The following is a 17,583-nucleotide window of genomic DNA, read 5'->3' as shown; positions in this document are numbered from 1 at the left end:
GCCGAAGGTTTGCGGCGTCTGAAGGAGAAGGGCGTTGCGCTCTTCGCGCATGATCCTGCGGCGCCTCCGGGGCTGGAGGAGGAGTTGCGGGCCCGTCTGCGCGCCTCCTCCAGAGACGTCGAGAGGGTGGATCCGGGCCATGGGGCTCCGGTCGAGGAGCTGGCGAAGGCGCTGCACGGGCCTCCCGGATTGAGCGAACTGGCCGCCTCCGCCTCTCTGGAGCGCACCACCGCCCTGATCGACGGGGGGCGCATCGTCGACGCGCGCCGGGCTCAGGCCTGGAGCGCCTTCCTCAAGCGCTTCAGCGTGGAGCGCGCGCGTCTGGGGGGCGGTCTGGCTCTGGCGGTGGTCTCGGCGACGCCCGCCGTCGCGCCGCATGGCCCCGAGGATCTCCTGAGGTGGTCGCGGAACCTGCGCCGCTCGGATTGCATGATCTGGGCGGACCAGCATCTCCCCGACGACCGCGACGGTCTGGCGGCCTCGCTGGCCGCGAATCTGGCGGTGGAGCTCTGCGGCTGGCGGTTCGATCTGGCGAAGGAGCTGGTCCGCGCGGAGGCGCGGCATCTGGCCGATCCTCTGGCCTGGCTCAAGGGGCGGCCCGAAAAGCCCGAGCCGCGCGCGCTGCCCCTCAACGGGAGCGAATTTCCCTGTCCGCTCCACCTGCTGGGACAGGACGTCGAGGAATTGCGGCGACGGCTCTGGCGGGCGCATCTCTCCACCCTCTTCCCGATGCTGGAGGATGAGCGGATCGCGCTCGTCCGGACTCACCGGAAGCTCCTGCGCGTCGACGACCGCATGCGCGAACAGGGCGTGGAGGGCGTGGAAGGCATCGAACTGGGCCCCCTGCGCTGGCAGCTTCAGCAGCGCCTCGACCCGAGGGAGCGCCAGAGCCTCGACCCGCGTCTGGACCGGATGGTCTCGGTGCGCAACCACCTCGCCCACCGGCGGCCCGCGCAGGCGGAGGACGTGGCCTTCCTGCTGCGTCTGCGGGACAAGGCCTCCTGAACCGCCGCCTTCGCCCTCCTCCTCCCGAATTTCGCGAGACCCTTCCATGACTCCTGATTTCCTCGTCACCCATTCCGGCGGCTTCCATGCGGATGAACTGCTCTCCACGGTCGTCCTGACGCGGGTCTTTCCCGAGGCGCGCCTGGTGCGCAGCCGGGAGAAGGCCTGGACCGCGCCCGCTCCGGACCGCATCGTCTACGACGTCGGCGGCGCCCATGACGGAGAGCTGACCTTCGACCACCATCAGAGCGGAGCCCCTCTGCGCGAGGATGGTCGGCCCTTCAGCTCCTTCGGGCTGATCTGGCGGCGCTTCGGCGCGGATTACCTGCGCGCGATGAGCGTTCCCGAGCGGGATCTCGCGGCGATCCATGCGGATTTCGACTCCGGCTTCGTCCTGCCGGTCGATCTGATGGACAACGGCGCGCTCAGCCCTTCCGAGGCCGGGCCTCTTCTGGCGGGTCTGACGCTGCCGGTCCTGCTGGAGACGCTGAAGCCGGTCTTCGACGAGACCGCCCCCGACGCCGAGGACCGCGCCTTTCACGCGGCTCTGGAGATCGCCCGGCGCTTCGTCGAGGCCGCGATCTCGCGCAAGGCGGCCAGTCTGCGCGCGCGGGCGAGCGTGCTGGAGGCCGTCGCCGGAGCGGGCGCAGGCCGGGTTCTGGAGCTGCCTCGGGGCATGCCCTTCCAGTCGGCGCTGGAGGAGAGCGGGGCGGATCATCTGCTCTTCGTGGTGCATCCGCGCGACCGGGACTGGGCGCTGACGGGCGTCCGCCTGAGGGGGGGCGGCTTCGCGCAGCGCGCCGATCTGCCCGAGGCCTGGGCGGGTCTCACCGACGCCGCTCTGGAGGCCGTCAGCGGCGTCGAGGGGGCGCGGTTCTGCCACAAGGCCCGCTTCATCGCCGTCGCCGCGACCCGGGAAGCGGCTCTGGAGATGGCGCAGATCGCCGTCCGGGAGGCGGAGCGGGTCGCCTCCTGAGTCCTCAGGGCGATCCCGGATCGGGGATCGCCGTCTCGCGCGGCCCGGCCTCGCCGCCGATCAGCCGCGCCGCGTCCCCGAGCGCCGAGAGCGGCGGGGCCTCGGGCGGGGCGGCGAAATAGCGCGGACGCCAGACCGGATCGAAGCCCGCCTTGAAGGCGCGCAGCTCGGAGACCGCCGCGTGATGGGCGCCCAGCCGGTAGATCCGCGCGCCGAAACGATCCCAGACCCGCTTGCGCCTCTCGATCTCGCGGCTGGCGCCGGGCGTCGAGGCGGGGGCGCCGCCCAGCGAGAAGCGCTTCACGCCCTCCGCCTTCAGCCAGGCCATGGTCTCGACGCAGAGGAAGGCCAGAGCCTCCGGCGGGGCCTCGGGCGTCAGACGGAGCATGTCCGTGGTCGCCTCGCCCGCGCGCTCGATCACCAGCAGATTGGCGAAGCCCACGGGCCGACCCTCCAGCCGCAGCAGCGCCACCGGCCAGCGCTCCAGCCAGGCGGGCGAGAAGCGGCCCATGGAGAAGCCCTTCTCCCGCAGACCCCGCGCCGTCAGCCAGGCCGAGGAGATCCCCCGCAGCATCTCGATGCGGGCGGCGTCGTGAGGCGGGCGCAGGATCTCCAGCGCGAGGCCCTTCTCCCGGGCGCGGAGGCGGGCGGCGGCCAGTTCGCCCTGGGGCCGGAAGCTCTCCAGATCCACCAGGGCCTCTTCCCCCAGGAGATGCGGCGTCAGGCCCAGCTCCCACATGAGCGGGGCGTCCCGGGGGCCGAAGTCATGGAAGACCGGACGCGCCCCCGCCCGTCGCGCCGCGTCGACGAACCGGAAGGCGGCTTCGGCGGCGGCGCCCGGCTCGCCCACCGGCCCCCCCCAGGCGATCCAGGAGCCTCCCGACTCGCCGAAGGCCACGAAGGCCCTCTCATCCTCCGAGAAGAGCAGCGTCTTGTCGCCGGTCAGCGCGAAGGCCGCCTCCGGATCGCCCCAGTCGGCGACGATCTGGGCCGCCTTCTCCAGAGCCGCCCCTCCCGGAGCGCGCGGCCGGAACCGCGGCGAGCGCAGCAGCAGCACCAGCGCGAAGACCCCGATGGTCAGGCCCCCGACCAGCCCCGCGCGCAGGGAATCGGGCGCGCCCTCGTTGGCGGCGAGCTGCCACCAGAGTTCGCGTTCATGGGCGCCGCTGCGGTTGACCAGAAACAGCGTGAAGGCGAAGGAGGCCGCCGCCGAAGCCACCAGCAGGATCCATCCGGGCGTGAGCGCGGCGTGGGTCAGGGTGGTGCGCCGCCGGAAGACGCGCCGGAAGGGCGTGAGGATCGCCACGGCCAGGATCAGGGCGGCGGCGCGCTCCATGTCGCCGTCGCGGACGATCTCGACCCCCGCCCCGAGCGCCATGGCGCCCACCGCCATCCAGAAGGCCCCGAGGCTCCGCCGCGCCACGCCCAGAGAGACCACGATCAGCCCCGCCCCCAGAACGCTCGACAGCAACGCCGGGACTCCCGGCAGGAAGGCGAGGGGGAACAGCGTCTCGGCGGCTTCGGCGGCCTCGCTGGCGGGAGGGATCAGCGCCGAGACGCTCATCCACAGCCCCGAGCCGAAGATCATCGCCGCCAGAACCAGAGGCGCCAGAGGCGCCAGCGCCCGCATGGCGGGCTCGACGGCGGCCAGAGCCCGGTCGGACCGCGTCTCCGCCGAGCGCCCCAGCGAGCGCCAGAACTCGTAGATCGCCAGAAAGACCAGAGCCAGCGTGAAGGGCAGCAGATAATAGATCAGCCGATAGAGCAGCAGCGCCGCCGCCACCTGCTCGGTGGGCGCGCCCGAGGGCAGGGCGGCCAGCATCACCGTCTCGAAGACGCCGACGCCTCCGGGCACATGGCTGACCACGCCCGCCATGGTCGCCGCCGCGAAGATCGCCAGGAAGGTGAAGAATCCGAGCCCCGTCTCGGGCAGCAGCAGATAGAGCGTCAGGGCGGAGAATCCGATGTCGCCGAGGCTGAACAGCACCTGGCCGCCGAGGATCGGCAGAGAAGGCGCCCTCAGGTCGAAGCGCCAGATCTTCAGGGACTTGCCCGAAAGCGAGGCCCAGATCAGCGGCGCCAGGATCGCCACGATGGAGGCCACGGCCAGCATCCGCACCATCTGCGGCCCGAAGGGCAGCAGCGCCGCCAGAGCCTGGGGATGGGCCGCCAGAGCCGTCAGCCCGACCAGCGTCGCGGCCACCCCGAAGGAGACCGCCGTGAAGGCCGAGACCGCCGCCACGTCGTAGCCGTCGAGCCCGAGGCCGGAATAGACCCTCCAGCGCACGGCCCCCCCCGAGACCGCCGAAAGCCCGATGGTGTTGCCGAAGGCGTAGGCCATGAGGCTGCCGGTGAGCACCACGGGAGCGGGCAGGGGCTTGCCGATGTAGCGCAGCGCCGACCAGTCGTAGCCCACCAGCGCCAGATAGGCGCAGAGCGTCGCGCCGGCGGCGGAGGCGAGCGTCCCCCAGGGCGTGGAGCGGATCTGCGCCGTCACCTGGACGAAATCCACCGGCGCCAGAAGCTTGTAGAGCGCATAGAGCCCCAGCCCGAACAGCCCCGCCGCAAGGACATAGGGAAAGAGGGTCCGCGCGCGGCTCCAGAGGCCCGAGGATGCCGGGCGGGGGGCGGGGTCTTCGGAAGGCATGGAGGCTCCGGGAAGGGCGGGGGCGGTCGCCTTCTATATCAGACGCCGCAGGGCGCGGCGCAACCGCGCCCTTCGTCTGGCGGATGGCGGCCGGGGCTTTGCGGCGGCGGGCTCAGGAGAGCTTGCGCCGCTTCAGCCGCCACTCCCCGACGATCACGCCCGCCACCACGAAGGCCGCGCCCAGAATCGCGAGGCCCGGCAGGCGCTCGCCCGCGATCCGCCCGAAGATCCCCGCCCAGACCGGCTCGCCCGCGTAGATCAGCGTGGCCCGCGTCGGCGAGACGGATTTCTGCGCCCAGTTCATCGTGAGCTGGATCACCGCGCTCGCGACCGCCATGGCGGCGGCGACGCCGATCAGCGTCCACGAGAAGTCCGGCGGAGGCTCGCCGGTCGCCAGGCCGCCGAAGCCCGAGAAGACCGCAGCCGCCAGAAGCTGCACTCCCGTGACGCGCCGGGCGTCCACCGTCGGGGCGTAGCGGCTGATGAGGATGATCTCCAGCGAGATGGCCGCCGCCCCGATCAGGGTCATGGTCTCGCCATGGCCGAGCGAAAGGCTCCCCGCCTCCGGCCCGGCGAGCAGCGTCAGGCCGAAGAAGGCCAGAGACACGCCCACCCAGTTCATCAGGCTCGGCGGACGCCCGAGGATCGCCCATTGCAGCAAGGGCACGATGGGCACGTAAAGCGCCGTGATGAAGGCGGACTTGCTGCTCGGGATGGTCTGGAGCCCCACCGTCTGGAGGCTGTAGCCCACGGCGATGGCCGCGCCTATGGCGCATCCGGCGAAGAGCTCGTGGCGCGTCAGGCCGAGCATGCTCCGCCAGGAGACCGCCGCAAGCAGCAGCCCCGCCAGAGAAAACCGCAGCGCCACGAACCAGAAGGGTCCGCTCAGCGTCATGGCGTGCTGGACCACGAGGAAGGTCGAGCCCCAGACGATCGTGACCACGATCAGCGCGATCTCCTGCGGATTCAGCCGGAAGGGGCCCGAAGCCGGAGGCGGCGCGGCGGGATCGGCGGCGGTCATGCCCGGGCCCTCCCCTTGAGGAAAAGCCGGAAGGCGCGCGGGCCGGAAGGCCTCCGCGCGGCGGAGCGGAAGAAAGGGGCGGACATGGAGAAGCCTCGACGGGGAGATTGCGCCGAGACGATGGATCGGGAAGCCCGGAAAAGTCAAGGGAGGCCGCCCGAGCAGGGCGGCGCTTCGCCTCAGAGCGGCGGCAGAAGCCCCGGTTCGGCGGTGCGGGCGCGGGATTCGACGGCGCGCGTCAGAGCCTCGAACTCGGCGCGCAGCCCGGACCAGTCCGGCGTGCGGCCCTGATGGGCGTCCTCCTCGAAGCGGGCGCGCAGGCCTCCGGCTCCGGCTCCGGCCCGAGGGTCGCGGCTCAGGGCGCGGAGGGCCTCATGGAGCGCGGCGGCGTCGCGACGCCGGAGCGCCCCCCGCACCGCCCTCAGACGGGCGCGCAGATCCGGCGGCCCCTCGAGGCCGCGCCGCCGCCTGAGGAGCGGCCAGAGCAGAGCCCCCAGAGCCGCCAGAAGCGCCGCTCCGATCCCCGCGCGAGCCTGAAGGCTCAGGCCGCCGAGCAGTCCCGTCCGGCTCCAGGCGCCCGCCGCGAGTCCCGGATCGACGGCTTCGCGGGCGGCGGCGATCTTCGCCTCGCCGATCTCCAGCCGACGCGGCGGCAGGACCGCTTCTCCGGCCCGGCCCGAGGCGCCGTCCCACCAGCGCAGACGGATCGTCTCCAGCACGACGGGGCCGGGGCGCAGGGGCCTCAGCCGGTAGCGGAAGATCGCGGTGGCCTCCGAGCCCTCTTCGCCGATGCGGTTGACGCGCTTGTGCCCGATGCGCGTGACCTCCAGGCCGGGGACGCGGGACATCTCCACGTCGGGGATCTGCTCGGCGAGGGCGTTGCGGGCGGTGACGCGGATCTGACGCTCGATCTCCTCGCCCGCGGAGAAGGCCGCCGGATCTCCCCCCACCCATTCCTCCGAGAGGGTCAGGCCGTCGGCGACCAGCCACCATTGCGAGGGCGCGAATTCGGCGCGCTTCACCGCGAGCGTCGTCTCCTCGCCGATGAGGTCCACGATGGCGCGCTCCACGCGGGATTTCGCCACGATGCCGGTGAACCGCGCCCCCCCCAGAACCTGAGGCCCCGAACGCTGCGGATAGAGCAGATAGCGCCAGGAGATCGTCGCGCGCGGATCGCCTGCGGCGTCGCGTCCCTGGGCGCGCTGCTGCACGAAGACCGGCGCCACGCGGAATCCCGTGAAGTCGGGCAGCTCCAGCTTCTCGTCGGAGAGCGGATAGCGATAGGCCAATTCCAGATCGAGGATCAGCTGTTGCTGGACCCAGGGGTTGGCGCCGGAGAGCTTCTGCGTGAACCGGATGTCCTGATCGGTGGGGCGCCAGGCGGCGCGGGCGGGCGGCAGGATCTCGACCGCCAGACGGTTCGAGACGATTCCGCCGCTCTCCAGCGGCCCGAAGACCGCCGGTCCGGCTTCGCGGGGCGTGATCTCGATGCGGTGGGTGTGCAGCTCCACGACCTCGCCGTTGATCACCCGCAGACGGGTGCCGAAGGTCTCGCGGCCCAGATCGCCGATCTTCTCCAGAGAGGAGAGGTCGAGCGACTCCTTCTCCGGCCCGACATATTGAATCTGGAGGATCACCGCCTCGCCCTGATAGATCTCGTCCGAGGGCAGGGCGAGTTCGATGAAGGCCTCGCGCAGGGCGGCGGGAGAGATCTCCCGATCCTGGGCCCGCGCGGAGACGGCGAAGACGGCGAAGAGGACGCAGGCCAGAAGCGCCAGCGCCGGAAACCTGAACATCCGGATCACCATGGGTCCTCCGAATCCGGGGGGGCCTCGCCGACGGCCTTGCGGCGGCGGAACTCGCGGGCGATCCGGGCGGCGAGGAACTGCGCCGGATCATCCGTGATGCGCTGGAGCCATTGCTCCGTCGCCTGCTGCGCTTCCAGCTTCTGGCGGAGCGTCTGGTTGTCCAGCTCCTCTTCGCTGGAGGCCTCGGAGGCTTCGCCCGCCTTGGCGCCTTCGCCGCCGCCCTGCGATTCCTCGCCGCGTTCGGCGTGCTGGCCGCTTTCCTCGCCGCGCTCGCCGCCTTCCTCGCCGGAAGCCGTCTCCTCCGAGCCGCCGCGCTGGGCGGCCTCGCCGGGATCCTCCGAACCGGCCTGAGTCTCGCCTCCGGCGCGTTCTTCGGCGTCTTCGGCCTTTTCGCCTTCGCCGCGGGCTTCCTCGGCGCTGCGCTGGCCGCGATCCTCCATCTGCTCCATCTCGCGGGCCTGCTTGTCGAGGGTGAGCGGGTCGTAGCGGTCGCGCTCCTCCAGAGCCGCCCGCACGAGCTCGGCGTTGAAGGCGGCGTCTTCGAAATCGGGCTTCAGCTTCAGGGCGCGCTCATAGGCCTCCAGAGCCAGTTGCAGCGATTCCAGCCGCGCATAGGCGTTGCCGAGATTATAGGCCGCATCGGCGCCGGGGAGTCCCGCGAAGATCTCGGCGGCGCGCCAGTGCTCGCCCGCGCGGTAATGGGCGACGGCCTTCCATGCGGGGTCTCCGAAGAGGGCCGCCGCCTCGGCGGGCCGTCCTTCGAGCAGAAGCCGATAGGCGCGGGCGTCGTCGGGCGGCGGAGCCTCCTCCGCCCGGAGCGGAACCGCCGGAACCGCCAGAAGCGCGAGAAGCAGGAAACGCAGCCTCATGCGCGGGCCCTCCGGAAGAGCAGCAGCGTCAGCGGCAGGGCCAGCAGCAGCAGCCAGTGCGAGAGATTGCGCCAGCCCTCCGTGCTGACCGGCAGCCGCAGGAAATCGCCGCGCGGCGGAGCGTCCAGCGCCAGGGGCCGGAGGTCGAAGACGCCGAGCGCGTCGGGAGTCAGGACTTCGCCGCCGCCCGCCCGCGCCAGAGCCTCCAGCCGGGCCGGGTCCACGGGCGAGGGATCGACCGTCTCCGGCCGCGCCATGCGCAGGAGGTCCAGCCGCGCGCCCAGAGCCGCCAGAGCCCGCGCCTCGCTCTCGGCGGCCGGAGAGGCGCCGCCGCCGTCGCCGAGGACGAGGACCCGCGCGGCGGAAAGGGCGTTGGCCTCGATCATCCCCCGCGCCAGAGCCAGAGCCCGCCCCAGATCGGAGCCCTCGGTGGGCAGGATCTCGGGCTCCAGCGCCGCGAGGAACTGGCGGATCTGGCTGCGCTCCACCGCGAGGGGCTGGGCGAGGTAGGCGTCTCCGGCGTAGAGGATCAGCGCCGCCGGACGCGCTCCGGCTTCGTCGATCAGGCGGGCCGCCGCCGCCCGCGCCGCCGCCAGACGACTCGGCGGCAGATCCGCCAGAGTCATCGAGCGCGAGAGGTCGATCAGGAGAATCAGGCCTTCGGTGGGGCGATAGGCTTCGCTCTCCTCCGGAGAGCGGGGCAGGGCGGGACTCGCCAGAGCGGCGCAGAGCAGCCCCAGAACCAGCCATGTGGGATCCCGCCCGCCGCCGGGCCGAGCGCCGGGCCGCAGAAAGCCCAGAACCGGCCCCGAAAGGACTTTCGGCCAGTCGTCGCCGCGCAGGAGCCGACTCGGGACGATCCAGCGCAGGAGACAGAGTCCTCCCGCCAGCAGGAACCACGGATGCAGGAAGACCAGAGGCGCGAGGAAGGCCGTCATGCGGGCCTCCGCGCGCGCAGATGGAGCAGCCCCAGAAGCAGCAGAAGCCCCGCCGCGAGGCTCAGGGGCCAGTTGCGCAGATCCTGACGCAGCGTGAAGGGCGGGGCCTCGGCCTGAGTGGCTTCGATCCGGCCGATCTCGTCATAGACCGCGCCCAGTTCGGCGGTGGTGCGGGCGCGGAAGAACTCGCCGCCGCTGGCCTGCGCGACGCGTTTCAGCGTCTCCTCGTCGAGATCCGCCGAGGGGTCGATGGGATCGCGGGAGTTCGGGTCGCGCTCGCTGCCCAGCCCGATGGTGTGGATGTGCAGGCCGAAGCTGCGCGCCAGAGCGGCGGCGGCCTCGGGTTCGGCTTCTCCGGCGTTGTTGGCGCCGTCCGAGAGCAGCACGAGGGTCTTTCTGCGGGCGGGATCGTCGCGCAGCTTGAGGATCGCGAGGCCGATGGCGTCGCCCATGGCGGTGGTGCGCCCGGCCATGCCGATCTGAGCCTCGCGCACCGCCTGAGCCGCCGCCGAGAGGTCATAGGTCACGGGCGCGGCCGAAAAGGCCTGATCGCCGAAGAGGATCAGCCCCACGCGGTCGCCCTCGCGGGCGCGGACGAACTCCGTCGCCACGGATTTCACCGCCGTCAGACGATCCACCGCGCGCCCGTCGAGCTGGAAATCCTTGCGCTCCATGCTGAAGGAGAGGTCCATGGCGAGGATCATGGCCCGGCCCGTGGCGGGCTGGATCTCGGCGCCCGCGATCCGCGAGGGCTGCGCCAGAGCCCCCAGCAGCGCCAGCCAGGCCCCCCAGAGCAGGAGCAGCGCCAGACGTCCGCCGGAAGGCGCGCTCGGGGCGATCTCGTCGAGGGCGGCGCGCAGGCGCGGCGGCGGCTCGATTCCGGGCTCTCCGCGCGCTTCGGCCCCGGAGCCCCCCCGCAGAAGCAGCAGGGGCAGAGGCGCCAGCAGAAAGACCCAGGGCCATGCGAAGCTCAGGTTCATCAGGCGATCCTCCTGCGGGCCAGAGCCGCCAGCCCTTCGAGGATCGGCCCGGCGGGCGGCGGATCGGCGGCGTAAAGCTCCGCGCCGAAGACGCGTCCCGCGCCCGAGGTGAAGAAATCCGCGCCGAAGATCTCGTCGAGGCGCTGGAGCCAGGGCTCGCCCGTGAGTCGGGCGGCTTCGGGCCCCGCGCTCTTCAGCGCCACGCGCCGCAGGAGCCGCGCCGCCTCGGTCAGAGCCTCCGGCCTGCCGCCGGGCTGGGCGGCGAGGGCGGCGAATTGCGCGCGGGCCTCGCGCCGCCAGTCGCGGCTGCGGAGCCGCAGCGCCAGAAGCGCGCCCAGAGCCGCCAGAGCCAGAGCCGCCAGGATCAGGAATCCCCAGGGGACCGGCGCCGCCGTGGGGATGGGCGGCAAGGCGAGATCGCGCATGCGCTCCAGAAGCTCTTCGGTCTCCATCACGGGGCTCCCTTCATCACAGGGCGCCTTGCGCGACGAGGGCGGCGTAGGCCTCCTGCGGCGTCGTCGGGACGACGAAAGGCGTCCCCGCCCGCCTCAGGGCCCCTTCCAGGGCCGCGCTCCGGGCCGCGAGCTTCTCGCGCAGGAGGGCGCGGGCGCGGGAATCGAGCCGCGCCATGCGCTCGCCTTCCGGAGTCCGGTAGCGGTAGACGCCCGTCTCCAGCCCCTCGCGTTCGAGGGGATCCTCGACGAGGACCGCCGCGAGGCGTCCCCTTTCGCCCGCCTCGCCGAGCGCCGCCTCGAAGCCTTCGCCGGGATCGTCCATCCCCGTGACCAGCACGAAGACTCCGAAGCCGCGTCCGGCGCGGTTGAGAACCCGCGCGAAGATCTCCGTGAGCGGCCGGACGGGAGGCTTCTCCGCGCGGCGGCGCAGGCCCAGAGCGAAGCCCTCGGCCAGGAGATGCGCCCCCGCCAGAGCCCCCTGATCGCCGTTGCGGGCGGCGGAGACTTCGAGATCGAGATCCGTGAAGGCGACGGCGGCGGTGCGGTCGCGCGCGGCGGCGAGCCCCCAGAGCAGGGCGGCGCCCGCCTCTCCCGCCGTCACGGCCCGCAGGCGGCGCGAGCCGGTGAACATGCTCGCGCGGAAATCCACGACCACCGTCGCCCCGCGCTGCCGCTCCTCGCGATACATGCGCGTATGGGGCGCGCCGGTGCGGGCGGTGGCCTTCCAGTCGATGCGGCGCAGGTCGTCGCCGGGGGCGTAGAGGCGCAGATCGTCGAATTCGAGCCCCTGCCCCCGACGGCGCGTGCGGGTTTCTCCCGAGAGCTGGGTGATGGCGCGCAGGCTGCGGGAATCGATCCGCGCGGCCTCGGCGCGCAGGGCGATCAGCCGTTCCAGCGGCAGCGCGACGGCCTCCGCCGCCCGAGCCTCCCGGGCTTCCCGCCGGGCCTCTGTCGTGAATCCCCACATGCCGAAGCCCTCCTGCGGATCAGAGGACCGGCGTCCGCTGAAGGATCGCGGCCATGACGCCTCGCGCGGTCTTGCCTTCGGCGCGGGCGCGGTAGCTCAGCCCGATGCGGCCCGAAAGCGCGTCGAGGGCCAGCTCCTCGACGTCGGCGGGCAGCACGTGGTCCCGCCCGAGCAGCCAGGCCCGCGCCTGAGCCGCCGCAGCCAGACCGAGAGACCCGCGCGGACTCGCCGGATGGGCGATGTCGGCGGCGGCTTCTCCGGCGGCGCCGACGCCGCGGGTGGCGGCCACCAGCCGCACGATGAAGTCGCGGACGGCGGGCGAGACATGCACCTCGGCGGCCGCCTGTTTCGCGGTCAGGACGGCGTCGAGGTCGATCAGGGCCCGGGCCTTCGGCTTCTCCGCCTCGCCGAGCCGCTCCTCCAGCGCGAGGTCGAGGATGGCGCGCTCTTCGAGGGCGTCGGGCATCTCCAGCGTGACGTAGAACAGGAAGCGGTCGAGCTGCGCCTCGGGCAGAGGATAGACGCCTTCATGCTCCAGAGGATTCTGCGTCGCGGCCACGAGGAAGGGCGGCGCGAGCCTGCGCGTGACTCCGCCATGGGTGATCTGGCCTTCGGCCATGGCTTCGAGCAGGGCGCTCTGCACCTTGGGCGGCGCGCGGTTGATCTCGTCCACGAGGACGACGTTGTTGAACAGGGGCCCCTCGGAGAATTCGAAGCTTCCGGTCTGGGGCCTGAGCACGTCGGCGCCGGTGAGGTCGGAGGGCAGCAGGTCCGGAGTGGCCTGGATGCGGGCGAAGCGCGTCGAGAGGGTTTCGGCGAAGAGCTTCACCGCGCGGGTCTTGGCGAGTCCCGGCGCGCCCTCGACGAGCAGATGTCCGCCCGCCAGCAGCGCGATCAGCAGCCGGTCGATCAGGGCCTCGCGCCCGACGAGGCGGCGCAGAAGCTCCGTGCGGGCCTGGGCGAAGGCGGCCTGGACGTCGGTCTGCGCATGAGCGGCCCGCCGAAGCGAATCCTGCATGGGGGGTCTCCTCCGGAGCCGCTTTATGGGGTGGCGGCGCGTCGGATGCGGCGGAGCGGCGCGCTTGAAGGCCACCATGGACCAATCCCCGCCCCGACGCATTGCGACCAAAGTTGAAATCCGGGCGCCTCCTTCAGCCGCGTTTCAGCCGCGCGAAGGCTCTTCTCCCGGCGCGGTCGTGAAGAGATCCGACCATTCGGGATGGCGCGCATATTGGCCGCGCACATAGGGGCAATAGGGGATGATGTGGAATCCCTCCTTGCGGGCGTCGGCCAGCAGGGCGTCGAGCAGGGCGCGGGCGACGCCCTCGCCCGCCATGCTCTCGGGGACGCCGGTGTGGTCGGCGCTGAGGCGGCCGGGGCCCCGGCGGGTGAAGGTCAGTTCGCCCTCGCCCTCGACGCCCTCGATGCGGGCGACGTAACGGCCATGACGGGCGTCGGTTTCTTCGCGCAGGACCTGCATGACGATTCTCCCTGGACAGGCGGCGTGAGGCTTCAGTGATGCCCCGGGACCGCGCCGCCGTCGACTCCCGACCGCGCTTGCCTTCTCATGCCCGATGAGGCAAAGCTTGTGAGGATTCCGGATAAGTCTCCGGAATCTTCGCTGGCCGGTCCGGTCGCGTTCCTCGACATGTCTTTCCCGTCGGCGTCGCGGTCGGTCATCGGCTCAAACAGAACCCGCGGGAGGGCCTCATGATCAAACGTCGCAGCTTTCTGATCGGAGCCGCCGCCGGGGCGGGAGTCCTGGGCCTGAACGGAGGCCGTCTTCTGGCCGCGCCCTCGGTGCTGAGCTCAAGCGTCCAGCTCATGCCGCGCGAGGGCTCGGGGCCGCGCATCGTGATCTGCGGCGGCGGCTGGGGCGGCCTGACCGCCGCGCGCCACCTCCGCGAGGAGATCCCCGAGGCCGACGTCATCCTGCTGGAGCGCAACCCCTTCTTCTGGTCCTGCCCGATGAGCAACAAATGGCTCATCGACGTGGTGGACACCGCCTTCCTCACCCATGACATGCTCGCGCCCGCTCAGGCCCACGGCTACAAGCTCGTGCATTGCGAGATCACCGAGATCGAGCGCGACAAGAAGCAGGTCCGCACCTCCCGGGGCGTGGTGGATTACGATTACCTCATCCTCTCGGGCGGCATCCGCAATGATTACGAGGCCTGGTTCGGAAACGATCAGACCGCCATCGAACAGACGCGCCGGAACTTCCCTTCGGCCTATATTCCCAGCTCGGAGCATATCGCGCTCAAGAACAAGCTGAAGAACTTCAAGGGCGGCGTCATCGTCATGACCCTGCCGCCGCCGCCCCATCGCTGCCCGCCCTCGCCCTACGAGCGGGCCTGTCTCATGGCCTGGCACATCAAGACCAATAACATCCCCGGCAAGATCCTGATCCTGGATCCGAAACCCCGGATCGCGCCCATCGGCGCGGGCTACAAGGCCGCCTTCGACGAGCTCTATCCCGACATCATCACCCATGTGCCCAACGCCAGAGTGAAGTCGGTGGACCCCTTCAACAAGCGCATCAGCACCGAAGCCGGAGACTTCGACTTCGACGACGCCGTGCTCATGCCGCCGCATCAGGCTTCGGACCTCGTCTGGCGGGCGGACCTCATCGGCAAGGACGCCGAAGGCAAGCCCACCGGCTGGGCCGACATGCATCCGCGGCTCTACCACGCCAATTCCGACGAAGACGTCTACATCGTCGGCGACAGCATGGGCGCGATCTCGCCGCAGTTCGGGCATTACCCCAAGAGCGGCCATGTCGCGAACTACATCGCGAAGATCGTCGCGCGCAACATCGCCCAGCGCGTGCGCGGCGAAGAGGTCGTGGCGGAGTTGCCGGACAATCTCTGCTACATGCTGGTCAACGGCGATCCGCTGGAGGCCATTTCCGTGGAGTTCCTCTATGACGTCGGCCCCGACGGGCTGGTCCGTCAGACCCAGATCGACATCGACGTGCGCACGCCCGATCTGATGGATGAGGATTTCGTCTGGATCAAGGGAATGTTCGATGACTTCCTCGTTTGAGCCCGATCGTCGCCGGGTGCTTCTCGGCGCGGCGGGGGCGGCTCTGGGCGCGGCTCTGCCGCTGTCCGGGGCCCGCGCCCAGGAGCTGGCCACCACCGCCGAGGCTCAGCCCGACGCCGCCGAATCCGACCGCATCGCGGCGGAGTTCCTCGGCGGCGTCGCGCCTCTGGCCGAGGGCCTGGCGATGGAGCTTCCCGCCACCGCCGACAATCCGGCCGCCGTGCCTCTGCGGGTCCATGTGACGGAGGCCCTCACGGAGGATCTCTGGTGCGAGGAGCTGATCATTCTCGCCGAGCTGAATCCCCTGCCTCTGGCCTGCCGCTACCGTTTTTCGGCGGCGACGGGCGCGGCGGACGTGGCGCTCCGGCTGCGGCTGATCCGGAGCATGGAGGTGCGGGCTCTGGCCCGCCTGAGCGACGGCCGCGTGCTGGAGGCCCGCGCCGCGGTCGAAGCCGGCGTCGGCGGATGCGGCATGTGAGGAGGCGAAGATGAGCAGACCCCCGAGACTCTGGATCAGTTCGGCGACTCCGGCCAAGGGCGAGATCATCCGCGTCCGCGTCCAGATCCAGCATGTGATGGAGAGCGGCTTCCGCCTCGACTGGAACGGCGCGCCTCTGGAGCGCAATCTCCTGACGCGCTTCGAGGCCCGGCTGAACGAAACCCTGCTGATGGAATGGGAGCCGGGCGCCTCGATCTCGCAGAATCCCTATGTCGAGTTCGCCTTCGCCGCCCGCGAGAGCGGAACCCTGCGGATGCTCTGGCTCGACGACCGGGGGATGCGGCTCGAAGCCGAGCGCGAGATCATCCTGTCGCCCGCCTGAGGCGGTGCGCGCGCGCAGATCCTGTGCTAGTCCTCCCGACGCGGAGCAAAAGCGGGGAGGACCAGCGGAATGAGCGCGCAGCCGAAAACGAAAGGGCGGATCACGCCTCAGGACGTCCGCGCCCTGAAGGGCGCGGCGCCGGTCGTCTGTCTGACGGCCTACACCACGCCGGTGGCCAGACTCGCGGATGCGGATTGCGACGTCGTGCTGGTCGGCGACAGCCTCGGCATGGTGCTGCATGGCCTGCCCTCGACGCTGGGCGTCACCATGGAGATGATGATCCTCCATGGCCAGGCCGTGGCGCGGGGCCTGTCGCGGGCCTGCATGGTCGTGGACATGCCCTTCGGCTCCTATGAGGAGGGGCCGCAGCAGGCCTTCCGCAACGCCGCCCGGATCATGGCCGAAACCGGCGCTCAGGCGGTGAAGCTGGAGGGCGGGCTCCACATGGCCGAAACGGTGGCCTTTCTCGTGGCGCGCGGGATTCCGGTGATGGGCCATGTCGGGCTGACGCCTCAGGCGGTGAACGCGCTGGGCGGCTACAAGCTCCAGGGCAAGGGCGCCGACGCCGGACGCGTGCTGCGCGACGCCGAGGCTCTGGCGGAGGCGGGCGCCTTCTCGGTGGTGCTGGAGAAGATCCCCGCCGCGCTCGGAACCCGGATTTCGGAGCGCCTGCCGGTTCCGACCATCGGCATAGGCGCGGGCGTCGGCTGCGACGGACAGGTTCTGGTGATCGACGACCTTCTGGGGCTCTTCGAGGATTTCCGGCCGAAATTCGTCAAGCGCTACGCCGAGTTCGGCCGCGACGGACGCGCCGCCGTGGCGGCCTACGCCGCCGAGGTCCGCGCGCGGATCTTCCCCGCGCCCGAGCATGGATTCGCCGATCCGGGCGCCTGATCCGGAAGACGGGAAGGCGCGCAAGCCGCAAGCCGCAGGCTCCGCGCCTTCGGACCGCGCCTCCCTAAAAAGGACTAGACGAAGCCCGGACGCGACGACTTGTCACGCTCCTGCTTTTGCGCCTTAATCCGACCAGATGGACTCAGTGAACAACAACCGAGCCACAGGGAAGAGAAACGCCGAAAGGAGGTTGCGGCATGACCGTCTCCGACAGGATATCCATTTTCGAAATCGCCTCCGCGCCTGACGCGCCCGCCCATGCGGTCGCCGATTGCGCCGTGTTTCCCGAGGCCGCGCCGCGCGGGAGACGTCTGCTCATGCTTCTGGGCGCCGCGGGCGTCGGGATTCTCGCGGCGGGGGCCGCGCATCTCGCGGGCGGCGCGCCGCAAGGGACGCGCGCCGCGCTCGGCGCGGGGATTCTCGCGGGCGGACTGCTCTCGACCTGGTCGCCCTGCGGCTATTCGAGCCTGAGCCTGCTGCGTCCCGTGGGCCGCCCCACGGCGCGGGCGCGGCTCGCCTTCCTGCCGACCCTGGCCATGCACGCCCTGGGCTATGCGCTGGGCGCCGGGATTCTCGGCGGCGGGCTGGGTCTCGCGGGAGGGCTTCTGGGCTTCTCCGGCGCGGGATTCTGGTCCGTTCTGGCTCTGGCGCTGGCGGCCCTGCTCTACGGAGCGCATCAGTTCGACTTCCTGCGGGTTCCCTATCCGCAGCGCCGCGCGCAGGTGCCTCATGACGCCCGGAACCGCTTCTCCATGGAGACGGTGGGGCTGCTCTACGGCTTCTCTCTGGGGCTGAACTATCTGACCTACGTCCAGACGCCGATCCTCTATCTGGTCACGGCGCTGGCCTTCGTCAGCGGCGATCCGGCGACGGGGATGCTGATCTTCGCGATCTTCAATCTCGGGCGTTTCCTGCCCATGCTGGCCAATCTGACCGCCGCCTCGGACATGCGCATCCAGATGTGGCTCGCGCGGCGACAGGAGAGCGCGGCCATGCTCGACGGGGCGATTCTCGTCTCCGGCGGCGCGGCGGCGCTCTGCGGGCTTCTCGCCTTCGCCTGATCCGATCCCTTCGCCTGATCTTCGGGCGCCCTCTCTCCGTCTGTCCTGCAGTCGGCGCCGGAGGGCGTTCCCCCGGCGAGGCCCCCGGGAGGGCCT

The 17,583-nt window shown here is 71.3% G+C and carries 17 protein-coding genes; 7 read left to right on the top strand and 10 right to left on the bottom strand.

Annotated features, from left to right (window positions below; all coding sequences use genetic code 11):
• The first annotated feature begins 9 nt into the window (after positions 1–9).
• Complete coding sequence (locus tag PHN62_RS02110; protein ID WP_300145609.1) at positions 10–1,005, top strand: hypothetical protein; 996 nt, start codon at positions 10–12, stop codon at positions 1,003–1,005.
• Positions 1,006–1,051: 46 nt separating this feature from the next.
• Entirely contained in the window at positions 1,052–1,981 is a 930-nt protein-coding gene (locus tag PHN62_RS02105) for an MYG1 family protein (protein ID WP_300145606.1), read from the top strand.
• A gap of 4 nt (positions 1,982–1,985) precedes the next feature.
• Here the strand turns inward: PHN62_RS02105 and mprF are convergent, their stop codons facing one another.
• The 10 genes from mprF to PHN62_RS02055 all read right to left on the bottom strand — a co-directional run bounded on the left by mprF (position 1,986) and on the right by PHN62_RS02055 (position 13,146).
• The gene (gene mprF / locus PHN62_RS02100) at positions 1,986–4,628 is read right to left on the bottom strand and encodes a bifunctional lysylphosphatidylglycerol flippase/synthetase MprF (RefSeq protein ID WP_300145604.1); all 2,643 of its coding nucleotides are present in this window, start codon (positions 4,626–4,628) and stop codon (positions 1,986–1,988) included.
• Between the two features lie 112 nt (positions 4,629–4,740).
• Entirely contained in the window at positions 4,741–5,649 is a 909-nt protein-coding gene (locus PHN62_RS02095; protein ID WP_300145602.1) for a DMT family transporter, read from the bottom strand.
• A gap of 179 nt (positions 5,650–5,828) precedes the next feature.
• On the bottom strand, positions 5,829–7,457 hold the full coding sequence (locus PHN62_RS02090; protein ID WP_300145599.1) for a hypothetical protein: 1,629 nt from the start codon (positions 7,455–7,457) through the stop codon (positions 5,829–5,831).
• Positions 7,451–8,326, bottom strand: a complete 876-nt coding sequence (locus PHN62_RS02085) for a tetratricopeptide repeat protein (protein ID WP_300145597.1) — start codon at positions 8,324–8,326, stop codon at positions 7,451–7,453. Before PHN62_RS02085 ends, PHN62_RS02090 begins: the two co-directional genes overlap by 7 nt.
• Positions 8,323–9,264, bottom strand: coding sequence for a VWA domain-containing protein (locus tag PHN62_RS02080; RefSeq protein WP_300145595.1), 942 nt, complete (start codon positions 9,262–9,264; stop codon positions 8,323–8,325). The genes PHN62_RS02085 and PHN62_RS02080 overlap by 4 nt, the downstream gene beginning before the upstream one ends.
• Positions 9,261–10,244, bottom strand: coding sequence for a VWA domain-containing protein (locus PHN62_RS02075; RefSeq protein WP_300145593.1), 984 nt, complete (start codon positions 10,242–10,244; stop codon positions 9,261–9,263). The genes PHN62_RS02080 and PHN62_RS02075 overlap by 4 nt, the downstream gene beginning before the upstream one ends.
• The gene (locus PHN62_RS02070) at positions 10,244–10,696 is read right to left on the bottom strand and encodes a DUF4381 domain-containing protein (RefSeq protein ID WP_300145957.1); all 453 of its coding nucleotides are present in this window, start codon (positions 10,694–10,696) and stop codon (positions 10,244–10,246) included. The genes PHN62_RS02075 and PHN62_RS02070 overlap by 1 nt, the downstream gene beginning before the upstream one ends.
• A gap of 16 nt (positions 10,697–10,712) precedes the next feature.
• Entirely contained in the window at positions 10,713–11,666 is a 954-nt protein-coding gene (locus tag PHN62_RS02065; RefSeq protein ID WP_300145590.1) for a DUF58 domain-containing protein, read from the bottom strand.
• A 19-nt stretch (positions 11,667–11,685) separates the two neighbouring features.
• Positions 11,686–12,684: a MoxR family ATPase gene (locus PHN62_RS02060; RefSeq protein ID WP_300145588.1), complete on the bottom strand. Its 999-nt coding sequence runs from the start codon at positions 12,682–12,684 to the stop codon at positions 11,686–11,688.
• Positions 12,685–12,828: 144 nt separating this feature from the next.
• Positions 12,829–13,146: a GNAT family N-acetyltransferase gene (locus PHN62_RS02055; protein ID WP_300145585.1), complete on the bottom strand. Its 318-nt coding sequence runs from the start codon at positions 13,144–13,146 to the stop codon at positions 12,829–12,831.
• Between the two features lie 230 nt (positions 13,147–13,376).
• Here PHN62_RS02055 and PHN62_RS02050 point away from each other — a divergent pair, with 230 nt between their 5' ends.
• From PHN62_RS02050 to PHN62_RS02030, 5 genes are all read left to right on the top strand, one after another.
• Positions 13,377–14,711, top strand: coding sequence for an FAD-dependent oxidoreductase (locus tag PHN62_RS02050; RefSeq protein ID WP_300145584.1), 1,335 nt, complete (start codon positions 13,377–13,379; stop codon positions 14,709–14,711).
• Positions 14,695–15,189: a thiosulfate oxidation carrier protein SoxY gene (locus PHN62_RS02045; RefSeq protein WP_300145581.1), complete on the top strand. Its 495-nt coding sequence runs from the start codon at positions 14,695–14,697 to the stop codon at positions 15,187–15,189. The genes PHN62_RS02050 and PHN62_RS02045 overlap by 17 nt, the downstream gene beginning before the upstream one ends.
• 10 nt (positions 15,190–15,199) lie before the next feature.
• Positions 15,200–15,532, top strand: coding sequence for a thiosulfate oxidation carrier complex protein SoxZ (locus tag PHN62_RS02040; protein WP_300145578.1), 333 nt, complete (start codon positions 15,200–15,202; stop codon positions 15,530–15,532).
• A gap of 69 nt (positions 15,533–15,601) precedes the next feature.
• Complete coding sequence (panB, locus tag PHN62_RS02035) at positions 15,602–16,426, top strand: 3-methyl-2-oxobutanoate hydroxymethyltransferase (protein ID WP_300145576.1); 825 nt, start codon at positions 15,602–15,604, stop codon at positions 16,424–16,426.
• Positions 16,427–16,623: 197 nt separating this feature from the next.
• Positions 16,624–17,487: a sulfite exporter TauE/SafE family protein gene (locus PHN62_RS02030; RefSeq protein ID WP_300145574.1), complete on the top strand. Its 864-nt coding sequence runs from the start codon at positions 16,624–16,626 to the stop codon at positions 17,485–17,487.
• Positions 17,488–17,583: the final 96 nt, after the last annotated feature.

Source organism: Neomegalonema sp. (assembly GCF_028688855.1).
Classification (GTDB): Bacteria; Pseudomonadota; Alphaproteobacteria; order Rhodobacterales; family Rhodobacteraceae; genus Neomegalonema.
The sequence above is the reverse complement of the archived record's forward strand: the minus strand, read 5'-3'. Positions and strand labels throughout refer to the sequence as shown.

Bases quoted from the DNA above. Each gene is read 5' to 3' on its own strand.
- PHN62_RS02105 (WP_300145606.1), top strand. From the start codon at position 1,052: ATGACTCCTGATTTCCTCGTCACCCATTCCGGCGGCTTCCATGCGGAT.
- PHN62_RS02080 (WP_300145595.1), bottom strand. From the start codon at position 9,264: ATGACGGCCTTCCTCGCGCCTCTGGTCTTCCTGCATCCGTGGTTCCTG.
- PHN62_RS02075 (WP_300145593.1), bottom strand. From the start codon at position 10,244: ATGAACCTGAGCTTCGCATGGCCCTGGGTCTTTCTGCTGGCGCCTCTG.
- mprF (WP_300145604.1), bottom strand. From the start codon at position 4,628: ATGCCTTCCGAAGACCCCGCCCCCCGCCCGGCATCCTCGGGCCTCTGG.
- PHN62_RS02060 (WP_300145588.1), bottom strand. From the start codon at position 12,684: ATGCAGGATTCGCTTCGGCGGGCCGCTCATGCGCAGACCGACGTCCAG.
- PHN62_RS02095 (WP_300145602.1), bottom strand. From the start codon at position 5,649: ATGACCGCCGCCGATCCCGCCGCGCCGCCTCCGGCTTCGGGCCCCTTC.
- PHN62_RS02065 (WP_300145590.1), bottom strand. From the start codon at position 11,666: ATGTGGGGATTCACGACAGAGGCCCGGCGGGAAGCCCGGGAGGCTCGG.
- panB (WP_300145576.1), top strand. From the start codon at position 15,602: ATGAGCGCGCAGCCGAAAACGAAAGGGCGGATCACGCCTCAGGACGTC.
- PHN62_RS02055 (WP_300145585.1), bottom strand. From the start codon at position 13,146: ATGCAGGTCCTGCGCGAAGAAACCGACGCCCGTCATGGCCGTTACGTC.
- PHN62_RS02085 (WP_300145597.1), bottom strand. From the start codon at position 8,326: ATGAGGCTGCGTTTCCTGCTTCTCGCGCTTCTGGCGGTTCCGGCGGTT.
- PHN62_RS02090 (WP_300145599.1), bottom strand. From the start codon at position 7,457: ATGGTGATCCGGATGTTCAGGTTTCCGGCGCTGGCGCTTCTGGCCTGC.
- PHN62_RS02050 (WP_300145584.1), top strand. From the start codon at position 13,377: ATGATCAAACGTCGCAGCTTTCTGATCGGAGCCGCCGCCGGGGCGGGA.
- PHN62_RS02070 (WP_300145957.1), bottom strand. From the start codon at position 10,696: ATGGAGACCGAAGAGCTTCTGGAGCGCATGCGCGATCTCGCCTTGCCG.
- PHN62_RS02030 (WP_300145574.1), top strand. From the start codon at position 16,624: ATGACCGTCTCCGACAGGATATCCATTTTCGAAATCGCCTCCGCGCCT.
- PHN62_RS02045 (WP_300145581.1), top strand. From the start codon at position 14,695: ATGACTTCCTCGTTTGAGCCCGATCGTCGCCGGGTGCTTCTCGGCGCG.
- PHN62_RS02040 (WP_300145578.1), top strand. From the start codon at position 15,200: ATGAGCAGACCCCCGAGACTCTGGATCAGTTCGGCGACTCCGGCCAAG.